The organism is Calditrichota bacterium (genome assembly GCA_016867835.1).
Classification (GTDB): Bacteria; Electryoneota; AABM5-125-24; order Hatepunaeales; family Hatepunaeaceae; genus VGIQ01.
Genome location: VGIQ01000080.1, coordinates 1 through 12,910, shown reverse-complemented (window position 1 = coordinate 12,910; position 12,910 = coordinate 1). Strand labels below are relative to the sequence as shown.

Below are 12,910 nucleotides of genomic sequence, written 5' to 3'. Positions count from 1 at the left end.
CGAGCCGTTCGTCGTCCTTGTAGAAGTCGAAGGCGATCTCCGGAAAGGCGAGCGCGAAGGCGCGAAAGACCTGGGCGATCCATTTGAACTCGGTGGCGTCGCTGCGCAGGAACTTGCGGCGGGCCGGGACGTTGTGAAAAAGGTGACTGACCGAGACGGAGGTGCCCTCGGGACAGGCGGCCGGTTCGCAGGTTTCGACGACACCGCCGTTCACCTTGAGCCGGGCGCCGATCTCTTCGCCTCGTGCCCGGCTGGTGATTTCGAGACGTGAAACCGCCGTAATGGAGGGAAGCGCTTCACCTCGAAAACCGAACGTGGTGAGGACTTCGAGGTCTTCAAAGCGGCGCAGTTTCGAGGTGGCGTGGCGTCCTATGGCAGCGACGAGGTCGGACGGCGTCATCCCGGCGCCGTCGTCGATTACCCGGATCATCGTCCGACCGGCATCGGTGACTATCAACGTCACGTGCGTCGCACCGGAGTCAAGGGCGTTCTCGATCAGTTCCTTGGCGACAGCGGCAGGCCGTTCGACGACTTCACCGGCGGCGATCCTGTCGGCAACTACCTGGGGAAGAGTCTCTATACGGGGCAAAGGGATATTGGATTAGGGATGATGGATAAATGAAAGCAGCATCAGGGCTTGCCGGCGACATCGGCAGGCGATAGGTCGAACGGCCCGGCGAGCCGTCGCGGTCCACCCAGCAGTATCAAGATTATGACTATTATTGCCAGCAGGACGATCAACACCCGCGGATAACGCACTGTGTCGTGAGGATCGAAGGACGTAATGCGCCGAAATCTGATGCGCCCGTCGTCTTCGGATCCAGTTCGCGACTTATAGCCAAATCGTCGCGGCTGGCGAAGCGGCAATATCGGCATCAAGCACCATGAGCGTCAAATAATGACCGGCAGACCACCGGTAAAGGCGCGGTAGAGCGCATCGGCGACCGGGAAGATCGTCGCCCCGAAAATCGACACGCCCGTCAATTGACCAATCAGGATGAGCCCTATCAGAACGAACGGGCCGACCATCTCAAAACGTGCCCAACCGGCTTGATATTCATAAGGCAGCAATCCGGCGACGACTTTCGATCCGTCCAGCGGCGGGATCGGCAGCAGGTTGAAGACGGCAAGCATCAGATTGATGAAGACCGCCAGCGTCATCATCCGGTAGAAAACTCCGAACGGCTCGATCAGACCGGCGTTCATCAGCGGCTCGATCAAGATACCTACGATGGCTGCCAGCAAGACGTTCGACACCGGCCCGGCAAGCGCGACCCAGATCATATCGGTCTTGGGGCGACGCAGATTGAACGGATTGACCGGCACCGGCTTGGCCCAGCCGAAATGAAAGAGAAAGAGCATCACCGTCCCAATGGGGTCGAGATGGGCGAGCGGGTTCAGGGTGAGTCGTCCCTGCTGGTAGGCAGTCGGGTCGCCCAACTTCCAGGCCGCCCAGCCATGGGCGAACTCGTGGATCGTCAGCGCAGCCAGAATAGGGGGTATCAGCAGTACTAAGGTCGCGAGATCGGGCAAATCGTCTCCAGTTAATCTCCTTTAATATACTCACCGGTTACCGAAAGTCTAACGCTTTGCCATCACCAAAAAAGGGCGGCTAATAGTTGCCCGTGTAGAGGCGATATTCAAATCGTCCACCTGTAGAGTCGGATTACAATCCGACCCTACGCGTCCCCCCTTTCACTGCTCACATTTTAGCCTTATAATGAATCATCCATCGATTAGCCCGGAACCGCAATGTCAACCTGCATCTTCTGCAAGATCGCATCCGGCGATCTCCCCTCGACCCAGGTCTTTTCGGACGACCGGATCGTCGCCTTTCGCGACATCCGGCCGCAGGCGCCGACGCACATCCAGATCATCCCCCGCCGGCACATCGCCACGGTGCACGACCTTACAGCGGACGATGCCGAGTTGCTTGCGCATATGATATTGACTGCCAATAGCCTGGCCGACGATATGGGGATCGCGGAGAAGGGCTACCGGTTGCTCTTCAACTGCCGGGTCGATGGCGGACAGGAGGTCTATCACCTCCATCTGCATTTGCTGGGCGGGAGAAGGATGAGTTGGCCCCCGGGGTGAAAGACGAACCTAAGCCGCCTCAACGGCTGACTACGCCGACGCCCCTGACCGGCGAGATAGACGAAGAAAAATCGCTCCGTCCGGTCATCTGGGACGATTTCGTCGGGCAGGCGCGAGTCGTCGAGAACCTGCGCGTCTTCCTTACAGCGGCGCGGGATCGCGGCGAGGCGCTCGACCATTGCCTCTTCTCAGGGCCGCCGGGACTCGGCAAGACGACCCTCGCGCACCTGATTGCGCGGGAGATGGACGTTGAAATCCGAGTTACGTCGGGGCCGGTACTCGAAAGGCCCGGCGATTTGGCCGGGCTGTTGACCAACCTTCAGCCGCGCGATGTGCTCTTCATCGACGAGATTCACCGGCTCAACAACGTCGTCGAGGAATACCTCTATCCGGCAATGGAGGACTATGCCCTCGACATCTTGATTGACAAAGGCCCGGCGGCGCGGTCGATCCAGATACACCTGCCGAAGTTCACCTTGATCGGAGCGACGACCCGGGCCGGGCTTCTTACTGCTCCCCTGAGGGCGCGATTCGGCGTCGTCTCGCGCCTCGACTACTATGGGCCGGACGACCTTCTCAAGATCGTCAGACGTTCAGCCGGTTTACTGGGTATCGCCATCGACGAGGAAGCGGCGATGGAAGTGGCGCGCCGGTCGCGGGGAACGCCGCGCATTGCCAACCGGCTCCTGAAAAGGCTGCGGGATTTTGCGCAGGTGGCCGGAAGGATGACGATAGACCTTGACTTAGCGCGGCACGGCCTCGAACGGCTGGAGATCGACGCCAACGGCCTCGACGATATGGACAAGCGGATCCTGCTCGCGATCCTCGATAAGTTCAACGGCGGGCCGGTCGGATTGGGGACTATTGCCGTGGCGGTCGGCGAAGAGACCGACACCATCGAAGAGATCTACGAACCTTTCCTTATCCAACAGGGCTTTCTCGAACGCACCTCCCGGGGCCGAAAGGCGACGGGGCTGGCGCGGAGGGTATTCGGCAGATCGAACCAGACGACGCAATCCTCGTTATTGTAAGAGTCGTATGGCACGGGAGTTGCTTAACTGATGCAAAACTACACTTGCTGCGTAAAGATACACAAGTGAACGGCTACATGCTACGCAGCAGATTTCACCAATCACACTACTTCAGGAGAAGTAATCCATGGCTTCCCGAATAATCAAAGTCCTGCTGCCTCTGCTAGCGGCTATATTCGTCATTTCGCTGGTGACTCCCGCTGACGCGACGACCCAGTGGAGCCGCAAGTATGGAATGTCCTGCAATTCCTGCCACAGCATCTTCCCCCGTCTCAATTCCTACGGCGACCGCTTCCTCTGGAACGGGTATCAGGATCCCGACTCCGATCCCGATGGTGACAAGGTCGGCAAGAAGGAACTCGGCAGCGAACTGGTCGTCGATGATGTGAACAACTTCCTCGGCGTCCGGCTCAACCTGACCCCCTTCAAGATGACGACCAAAGACCTGCGCGTGGAACAGGGCACCGACAAGAAGGAGGACTACGAGACCCGCTACACATTCGGCAACACCGACTGGTTCCAGTTGTTCTGGGCCGGAAGCATCACGCGCTACCTGTCGATCTTCATCGAAGCCGAGCACGTCCAGGGCGGGTTCAAGTTCAACTGGTTCTATATGGGGTTTCATCGCCTCTATGGGACGATGGTGAACTTCCAGTTGGGCAACATCAGCGCGCTCGAGTTCGCCAGTTATCCCGACCGCCTGCCGCAACTTCCGGCGGCGCCGAAGTCGAAGGCGTTTGCGCTGAAGACATCGGGAGGCGCGACCGGAGCCAACATAGCGGAAGACCCCCTCGACATGCGGAGCGCCCGGCACGGCGCGCAGTGGTATGGCTGGAACGGTCCGGTTACGCTTTGGGCGGGGATCACTCCCGGCGGCAACGCCACGGGCACCAATCCCAACAACACCTGGGGCTATTGGGTCGGCAGTCGCTACGATGTGCCCGAAGAAATGGCTGACTTTGCCGGCTCGAATGCCACGATTTGGTATATGGGCGGCACCGATGCCGCCAACACCAGCGGCGCGGCACCGGGCGACGCGAAGCAGCATACCAATGCCTTCTCCCGCATCACGCCCCAGTTCAATCTCCGGACGCGCGGCTGGGATGTCCAGTTTGCCTACGCCATGGGCAAGGAAGACAACTACAAACTCGTGCACCCCGACTCCTCCAAGACCGAGTTTGAGTTCTCCAGCATCACGCTCGTAGCGGGGTATCAGATGGGCAAGTGGTTCCCGGCGCTGCAATACGATCAGTTGACGGCGCCCGACTTCCCGGCACTCGATTCACAGATGTTGACTCCGGCGATCACTTATCTATGGCGGGAGAACATCCGCTATACACTCTACACCGACCTCGATCTCCGCGAGGAGGTGCTCGCGGCGGATGCAACGGGCGACAAGCCGGCTTACTACCCGAAGAACAACGTCTATTTCAACATCCGGGTGATGTTCTGATCGGGCGCTAATCGGTCGGGCATGACGGACAGACCGGGGCGCCGGGAGCCGTCGGTCCGTGCCGCGACAGACGGAAGACGTCCGGCGCTTCAAATGGCTTGTGCCGTCCAAAATCGGATCCGAATCGGATCCGATTTTGTTTTTGTCCTGCGTATGAGAAGAAAGGCAAACGAGGCGGGAGCAGTCCACAAATTGGCAAATATATGATATTATTAAGATAAGATGAGGGGTCAGTTTGTTTGGAGGGAAGTGACGAAAAAGACTGCAGAAACGGGCTTGACAACAGGCAGGGCGCTATGTATATTGCGGCGTCCGGGAATCGCTCGCGGCACCAGATGCGGCGTTCCGGCACGGCACAAACCAACCATTAACGCGAGGACGTCCTATGCGGAAGTTAACCGCATTTTTCTGCATCGTAATGATGCTCACCGCGGGCGTGTCGATGGCGACGCAGACCCGCCAACTTACCCTGGGCGAAAACAACTACGCCCTGATGGACGAGGAGAATGTCTTCATGTGGCCCCAACTGCTGGCCAAATACCAGGAGTTGGGCACCATCGACATCTCGGGCGGCGCGATCGACCGCGCCGGCGTCCATCAACAGATGGGCAATTTCACCCTGGGTAGTTACTGGTCCACGATGAAGTGGATGGATCCCTATATGCCCTATCCTGCGGGCGGACTGGACGAGAAGATCCAGTTGATGTATGCCCGGGAATTGGGCGGGATGCCGTTCGGCTTCACGTTTGCGCTCTTTGGAAACGGCCATGAGATGACCGGGACTGATAAGACGGCTCACTCTGGACTCGGCCTCAACCTCGGATTCGGCCTGACGCTGATGGAAAACCTCGAGACATCGCTCTCATTTTCGTCTTTCTCCTGGGAAGCGAAGGACGCCTCCGGCGCCACCGTCAATGAGAGCGAAGGCGGAACGACGATCACGATCCAAGCCCGCTACTGGATGATGCACGACGACAAGTGGACCTTCGTGCCTCACTTCTCGTTCCAGACGGCATCCGGCGGTCACAAGCCCGGCGGCACCTCAATAAAGGACGACTGGACGACGCTCGACATCGGCTTCGGCGACAACTACTGGCCGACCAAGGATGTGATGTTCGTAGATGACATCGGCATCCGGATGATGAGCGGCAAGACCGATGTCGCCGGCGGCACAGAAGAGACCGATATGTGGCTGCTGCCCTACTTCAAGGGCGGAATGGAAGCCCCGCTCTCGGACAAGTTCACCTTCCGATTCGGCGGCGTTCGGGAATGGACGGTCAACACCGTGAAGGAAGCAGACGGCGATGAAGAGACGGTCAGCGGCGCGACGACCCGGTTCTATATCGGCGCGGCCTACAATCGCGGCCCCTTCTCGGCGGACTTTCACGTCGATCCGGGCTTCTTCACCCGCGGCCCCTATCTGGTAACCGGCGCGTCCGGTCCGCTGGCGTTCCAGGTTTCGCTCAAGTATATGTGGGGGATGTAAATCCTCCGCGGGTTGCGCGATCCACTCAAGGTTGTCGAATCCGCCCCCCCGGCGGATTCGACGTTTTTGAATAAATATGGACTTTCACCCCCCCGAATTCAACGTCTTCTTACCCCCCGACCGGATCGCCCTTCATCCTGCGCCGGTGCGCGATCAAGCGCGGCTCCTGGTGCTCGACCGTAACCTACGGAAGGTTGTCCATATCGGCATCGTCCGCGACCTGCCGCAGTTCCTGAAGGGCGACCTGGTCGTGTTGAATGACACCCGGGTGATCCCGGCGCGGGTTCAGGGACATAAGACCACCGGCGGCCGGGTCGGAGTGCTCTTCCTCGCGGGCACATACGATCCGGCCACCGGCTCGGTTGAAGTCCTTGTCGATCATATCCGTCGCAGCATCCCGGCGGGGACGACGATTCTCCTGCCGGAAGATGCAACCTTAAGGCTCGTTCGCCGGCGGGACGAGACCGGCTGGCATGGCGTATGGGAGTCGGCGGGGGGCCGCAGCCTGCTCGATTATCTGGATCGCAACGGGGCGCCTCCGCTGCCGCCCTACATCAAGCGTCCGGCTGAAGATGACGATCGCGAACGTTATCAGACAGTCTATGCTGACCGGGAAACCTCACTTGCGGCGCCGACTGCCGGGTTGCACCTGACATCGGAACTGCTCGCTTTGTTGTCGGCAGGTGGCTGTCAAATAGAGCGGATCACCCTCGATGTCGGGCTGGGGACCTTTGCGCCAATCCGGTCCAGTGACCTTTCGTCGCACTGGATGCAGGTCGAGACCTATCAGATCTCGGATCCGGCTGCCAAGGCAATTTCTGATGCCCGAACTGAATCACGCCGGGTTACCGCAGTTGGGACGACCTCAGTCCGGGCGCTTGAAGATGCGGCGTCTAAGCACTCGCCTATATTGCCGGGTCGAGGCGCAGCCGGGCTTTTCATCTTTCCACCTTACACTTTCCGTGTCGTCGATCGCCTCTTCACCAACTTTCATCGCCCCGATTCGACCCTCCTGCAATTGGTCGCCGCATTTGCGGGCTGGGACCTGATCAACCTCGCCTACTCGACTGCAATGGACGAGGGATTCCGATTCTACTCCTACGGCGATGCCATGCTCCTTTTGTAGAAACCTCGATAAGCAATCCATCTCGCTTGACATAGGCGCATCTCATCCCTATATTAGGTGCACCTAAATCGATTAGTAGGATATACTATTACTACAACCGCACAGCCCCTAACACAGGCAGAAGAGGACTACTTACTGGCTATGGCGCGGCAGTCTGAAGCCTCCCGAACGAGCGACCTGGCGAAAGCACTCAGCGTTGCAGCGCCGTCGGTTACCGGGATGTTGACTAAAATGGCAGGGAAGGGCTTGATTGCCCGGACCGATTCGCGCCGTTACCGACTCACGGTTGAGGGGCAGCGGCAAGCCGGACGGTTGCTCCGCCGGCACCGCCTGATCGAGACTTTCCTTACAAGGACGCTCAACTACGGATGGGATGAGGTTCATTATGAAGCGCATCGCCTCGAGCACAGCGTCTCCGAGCGGTTCATTGAGCGACTGGCGAAGTTTCTCGAATACCCCGAGCGAGATCCGCACGGCGCGCCGATCCCTCATACCGATGGATCAATAGCGAGCGACGACTCAGTATTGCTCCTCGATTGGTCTGCTGGCGTGGAGGCGATTGTTGCGCAAGTGGGAGACGAGGACGATGCCTTGCTCGCTTACTACGGGCGTCTCGGTATCCGGCCGGGAGCGCGAATACGGATCGTTGAAAAGGTTCCCTACGAGGGCGGCCTGGTCCTGGAGGTGAACGGGCAAAACTGTCAGATTGGACTCAGAGCGGCCGGGCAGGTGCGGGTCAGGGAGGTGTGAGGCGTCCCACTACGATGACATTCTGAACGAAAAGGACTTGGTGTCTGCTTGATTAGACGGGCATAGAATGCAAAGATCGTTTTGCCCGCAAAAGCGAGCCTCCAGACAAGGTTGACTTGACTGGATTCCCGCCTACGCGGGAACGACGCTTTTGATACGTTGATTGTCCCAACTTGACAATAGCGCTTCGATGCGTCCTTGCACAAGCAATAGTAAACCTATAATATTTAATTTCTTAATAGTGTAATGTCCACCATTTCCTCATCCCATCAGACCAGGTCGCAGTCGCTGGCTGAAGTTCACGCTTCGGTTGCGATTCCCGACAAGGTAGGGCTTTTCAAGCGGCTCTTTGCCTTTGTAGGGCCGGCTTATCTGGTGAGCGTAGGCTATATGGATCCGGGCAACTGGGCGACCGACATCGAGGGCGGAGCGCGGTTTGGCTATCAGTTGATCTGGGTGCTGTTGATGTCGAACCTGATGGCCGTGCTCCTGCAAACGCTTGCCGCGCGGCTCGGTATCGTTTCCGGACGCGATCTGGCTCAGGCTTGTCGGGAAAGTTACCCCCGACCGATCGGGTTGGCACTCTGGATCGTCTGCGAAATTGCTATCATTGCTACCGACCTGGCCGAGGTGCTGGGAACTGCGATCGGGCTAAATCTCCTCTTTGGCATTCCGCTCCTGACAGGGGTCTTCGTTACTGCTGCCGACGTGATGCTGCTGCTCTATTTCCAGCACCTTGGCATTCGCAAAGTAGAGGCTTTTATCCTGGCGCTGGTAGCGACCATCGGCGGCTGCTTCCTGATCGAGATAATCCTGGCCAAGCCGGTCATGAGTGAGGTAGCCAAGGGCTTTGTGCCGAGGCTTTCGAAGGAGAGCCTCTATGTCGCCATCGGCATCCTTGGCGCGACGGTGATGCCTCACAACATTTACCTTCACTCAGCGCTGGTGCAGACGCGCGATATCCGTCGGACGCCGCAGCACATCGCACAAGCCTGCAAGTATAACCTGATAGACTCGACGGTGGCGCTCAATGCGGCCTTCTTTGTCAACGCGGCGATTCTGGTAATGTCGGCTGCGGTTTTTCACAAGAGCGGGCAAATGGTAACTGAGATCGAACAGGCACACGCGCTTCTGTCACCGCTCCTGGGTACAGCCGTCGCAAGTTTCGCCTTTGGGCTGGCGCTTCTCTGCAGCGGACAAAGTTCGACCCTGACCGGGACGCTGGCTGGTCAGGTAGTGATGGAAGGGTTCATCAACTTCAAAATCAAGCCCTGGGTGCGCCGGCTGATCACGCGGTCACTTGCGATCATCCCGGCGGCGATTACTATTGGTCTAATGGGCGCAGAAGGAACCTACCGACTGCTCATCCTGTCGCAGGTAATCCTGTCTCTGCAACTGCCGTTTGCCGTGATTCCGCTCATTCACTTCACCAGCGACGGGAAGCGCATGGGGCAGTTTGCCAACAAGTTGTGGGTAGTTATTCTGGCCTGGCTGGTCGCGGCGATCATCGTCGGACTGAACCTGAAGTTGGTAACCGACACGTTTGGCGATTGGATCGGAACTGCCGGTGAGAACGTAGCGCTGATATGGCTGGTCGCGCTGCCGTTAGCGGGGCTTATCGGAGGGCTGCTGCTCTATGTAACGTTCAGCCCCTTCCTGAAAGAAGCCAAGCGGAGGCGGGAAGCGATCCACAAAGCTATAACCACTGCCGACTTGCGAGCCGAGCCCTACCGCCGCATCGGAGTGGCGCTCGAAGCGACCGAACGCGACCGACAGATTCTGGCGCAAGCGATCCCGCTCGCTACGCAGAACGAGGCGTCACTTATCCTGATCCATGTCGCCGAGGGGATGGGGCCGAGATTCTGGAAGGACGAGTCATCGGACGCCGAGGTCGCCGCCGACGACAGTTATCTGAAGCAGTTAAAAGGGGAAATCGAAGCGCTGGGACATAAAGTGGAGACTCATCTCGGCTTCGGCGAGCCATCCCGGGAGATCATTCGGCTGGCAGGGGAGGCGAACCTCGATCTCTTGGTGATGGGGCAGCATGGGCACCGGTTCCCGGTCAGTTTCTTCACCGGCTCGACCGCGACGCCGGTGCGGAGAAAGTTGGGGATACCGGTCTTTCTGGTTCGGGTATAGTCAGGCTGTAAGAGCTTGCTCCAGGTCGGCGATCAGGTCGGAGGTTTCTTCGATCCCGACAGAAAGCCTCAGCGTTCCGGGAGTGATGCCGTGACGGGCCAGGTCTTCGATAGACATTCGGGCATGGGAAGTGTTCATCGGCATGGAAATGACCGACTCGACCCCTCCGAGGCTGGTCGCTTCCTTTATCACCTTGAGGGAGCGCATCAAGTTGATTGCGCGTTCGTCGCTTCCGACCGAAAAGGCGACCATGCCTCCGAATCCAGTCAATTGACGGCGTGCCAGATCGGCTTGAGGGTGATTGGTATGGCCCGGATAGGTAACCCACTCGACGCTCTTGTGTTCGGAGAGGAAATCTGTAACCCGGGCGGCGCTGCGATTTTGGCATTCAACCCGCAGGACCAGGGTCTTCATTCCGCGTTCAAGCAAGTAGGCGGCATGCGGGTCGGCATTGCTGCCAAAGGCGGTACGGTGCTCCCAAAGTAGTTTGATCAAGGCATGGGAGCCCGATACGAAGCCGGCTGTTACGTCAGTATGGCCGTTCAGATATTTGGTGGCGCTTTCGATGACGAGGTCGAAACCATCGCCGAGCGGCCGGCTGTTGACCGGCGACGCAAAGGTGTTGTCGATGGCGGAGATGGCGCCGGCCGCCCGGGCCAGCCCGGCGACGCGGCGTAGATCGACCAGCCGCAGCAGGGGATTCGATATCGTCTCACAATAGACCATCCGAGCCGGTTGGCGGAGGGCTTCCTCCCACTGCCGGTCATCTGCGCCTGCGACGAAAACGACCTCGACGCCGTACCGGCGCACTGGTCCTTCGACCAGTGTGCGTGTGTATCCGTAGAGGTTGTCCGATATGACCAGCCGGTCGCCCGGCCTCAGATAGGCTCCAAATAGACCCGATATCGCACCCATACCGGAACTGAAGAGGAGCGCATCCTCGGCGCCTTCGAGTGCTGCCATTTTGCGCTCGACAGCGCGAATGGTCGGATTGTCGTAGCGCGAATAGACGAGGATGTCGCGCGACCGGCCTTCACGCATCGCGGCATAGACTTCGTCGGTCAGCGCGAAGGTGGTCGTTTGATAGATCGGCGTTGTGCCGGGGCCGAATTGAGGAGTTTCAAGCGCTCCGGCATGGACCGCAAGGGTGGAGAGGTTCACGTCATATCCTTTTAGAACCGCTCGGTGACCGACTTCGCTTGCGTGAAGAGCAGCAGGTAATCGTATCCCCCGGCCTTTGAGTCCGTGCCCGACATGTTGAACCCTCCGAAGGGCTGGACTCCAACCAGCGCACCGGTGCACTTGCGGTTCAGGTAGAGGTTACCACAATGGAGTTCGCGTCGGCCGCGTTCGAGTCGCTCGCGCGAGTGGGAATATAGCCCGCCGGTCAAGCCGTAGATAGTGCCGTTGGCGATGGCGATGCCGTCATCGAAGTCGCGGCACTTGATCACCGACAATACCGGCCCGAAAATCTCCTCCTGAGCCAGCCTTGAGTCAGGCATGACGTCGGCTACGACGGTCGGCTCGATGAAGTAGCCGGTCTCGGGTCCTTTGCCTCCGCCCGCCACGATACGCCCTTCCTGACGGCCCAAGTCGACGTAGGAGTAGATTTTCTCATAAGCCGACCGGTCGATGACGGCGCCCATTGCATTCGACGGGTCCTCCGTAATACCCATCTTGATCTTCTTCGTCCGCGCGGCGATCTTCTCCACCATATCATCATAGACCGATTCGTGGATAATAGCGCGGCTGCAAGCCGAGCATTTCTGTCCCTGGAAACCGAAAGCGCTGGCGACGATGCCGTCCGCTGCGGCGTCGAGGTCGGCTGTTTCATCGACCAGGATAAAGTCTTTACCGCCCATCTCAAGAATGGTGCGCTTGATCCAGATTTGCCCCGGGTTGACCTTGGCGGCGCGTTCCTGGATGCGCAGCCCGATGTCCATTGAGCCGGTGAAGGCGATGAGCCGCGTCTTGGGGTGATCGACAATAGTATCGCCGATGGCTCCGCCGGGGCCGGGCAGGAAATTGAGGACTCCCCCCGGGAGACTTACCTCCTCCATCAGTTCGAAGAACTTCCAGGCGATGAGCGGCGAAGTCGAAGCCGGCTTCAAGACCACAGTGTTCCCGGCTACTATAGCCGCCGAGGTCATTCCGACCAGGATCGCGAGCGGGAAGTTCCAGGGGGGAATCACCGCACAGACGCCGAGGGGGATGTAATAGAGTTCGTTCTCCTCGCCGGGATAGGGGGTGATCAGTTGCGGCGCCCCAAGCCGCATCATTTCACGGGCGTAGAACTCGAGAAAGTCGATCGCCTCGGCGACATCGGCATCGGCTTCGACCCACGACTTCGAGACCTCAAGGACCATCGTCGCGGCGAATTCGTGCTTGCGGCGGCGCATAATGGCGGCGGCATGGAGCAGGTAGCGTGCGCGTTCGTCGGGCGGGACATACTTCCACTCCTCGAAGGTTCGAGCAGCGGTCTCGATGCTCTCGAGAGCCATTTCGCGGGTGCCTTTGGTGAATTGACCGACTACCTCGGTATGACGGGCCGGGTTGATTGAGTCGAAGTAATCGGGCCCGTCGTAACGTCTGCCGCCGATGACGACGGGATACTGACGGCCAAGTTGTGACTTTACGGCTGTGAGTGCGGACTCCATTGCCGACCGGTTTTCAGGCCGGCTGAAGTCGGTCAGGGTTTCGTTTTTGAAAGGGGGGAGCATGCTAACCTATTGATTTTCCTGTGAGATTATTGCACGGAGACCATTGTGAAATACCTGGAAACTTCTGGATGTATTCTTGTTCGGTTCCATAAACTGTGAGATACTTCT

At 58.8% G+C, this 12,910-nt stretch carries 12 protein-coding genes; 7 read left to right on the top strand and 5 right to left on the bottom strand.

Annotated elements, in window-relative coordinates:
- From FJY67_08660 to FJY67_08650, 3 genes are all read right to left on the bottom strand, one after another.
- On the bottom strand, positions 1–589 hold a 589-nt coding region (locus FJY67_08660; GenBank protein ID MBM3329525.1), incomplete at its 3' end, for a DNA mismatch repair protein MutL.
- 41 nt (positions 590–630) lie between these two features.
- Positions 631–867, bottom strand: coding sequence for a hypothetical protein (locus FJY67_08655; protein ID MBM3329524.1), 237 nt, complete (start codon positions 865–867; stop codon positions 631–633).
- Positions 868–891: 24 nt separating this feature from the next.
- Positions 892–1,506: a site-2 protease family protein gene (locus tag FJY67_08650; GenBank protein MBM3329523.1), complete on the bottom strand. Its 615-nt coding sequence runs from the start codon at positions 1,504–1,506 to the stop codon at positions 892–894.
- Between the two features lie 246 nt (positions 1,507–1,752).
- Between FJY67_08650 and FJY67_08645 the strand changes: the two genes are divergently transcribed.
- The 7 genes from FJY67_08645 (at position 1,753) to FJY67_08615 (ending at position 10,082) form a co-directional block, all read left to right on the top strand.
- Positions 1,753–2,097 carry a histidine triad nucleotide-binding protein gene (locus tag FJY67_08645; GenBank protein ID MBM3329522.1) on the top strand — a complete coding sequence of 115 codons (345 nt, stop codon included), beginning with the start codon at positions 1,753–1,755 and terminating at the stop codon, positions 2,095–2,097.
- A gap of 26 nt (positions 2,098–2,123) precedes the next feature.
- On the top strand, positions 2,124–3,128 hold the full coding sequence (ruvB, locus tag FJY67_08640) for a Holliday junction branch migration DNA helicase RuvB (protein MBM3329521.1): 1,005 nt from the start codon (positions 2,124–2,126) through the stop codon (positions 3,126–3,128).
- A gap of 127 nt (positions 3,129–3,255) precedes the next feature.
- Entirely contained in the window at positions 3,256–4,581 is a 1,326-nt protein-coding gene (locus FJY67_08635) for a hypothetical protein (protein ID MBM3329520.1), read from the top strand.
- Between the two features lie 385 nt (positions 4,582–4,966).
- Complete coding sequence (locus FJY67_08630; GenBank protein MBM3329519.1) at positions 4,967–6,067, top strand: hypothetical protein; 1,101 nt, start codon at positions 4,967–4,969, stop codon at positions 6,065–6,067.
- 76 nt (positions 6,068–6,143) lie between these two features.
- Positions 6,144–7,193 (top strand): tRNA preQ1(34) S-adenosylmethionine ribosyltransferase-isomerase QueA, encoded by a 1,050-nt coding sequence (queA, locus tag FJY67_08625; protein MBM3329518.1) that lies wholly within the window; start codon positions 6,144–6,146, stop codon positions 7,191–7,193.
- A 141-nt stretch (positions 7,194–7,334) separates the two neighbouring features.
- Complete coding sequence (locus tag FJY67_08620; GenBank protein ID MBM3329517.1) at positions 7,335–7,943, top strand: metal-dependent transcriptional regulator; 609 nt, start codon at positions 7,335–7,337, stop codon at positions 7,941–7,943.
- A 246-nt stretch (positions 7,944–8,189) separates the two neighbouring features.
- Positions 8,190–10,082 (top strand): iron/manganese transporter, encoded by a 1,893-nt coding sequence (locus FJY67_08615; protein ID MBM3329516.1) that lies wholly within the window; start codon positions 8,190–8,192, stop codon positions 10,080–10,082.
- On the opposite strand, the gene FJY67_08610 is transcribed toward FJY67_08615, so the two are convergent.
- Both FJY67_08610 and pruA read right to left on the bottom strand, forming a co-directional pair.
- On the bottom strand, positions 10,083–11,384 hold the full coding sequence (locus FJY67_08610; GenBank protein ID MBM3329515.1) for a PLP-dependent transferase: 1,302 nt from the start codon (positions 11,382–11,384) through the stop codon (positions 10,083–10,085).
- The gene (gene pruA, locus FJY67_08605) at positions 11,255–12,802 is read right to left on the bottom strand and encodes an L-glutamate gamma-semialdehyde dehydrogenase (protein ID MBM3329514.1); all 1,548 of its coding nucleotides are present in this window, start codon (positions 12,800–12,802) and stop codon (positions 11,255–11,257) included. Before pruA ends, FJY67_08610 begins: the two co-directional genes overlap by 130 nt.
- Between the last annotated feature and the right edge of the window lie 108 nt (positions 12,803–12,910).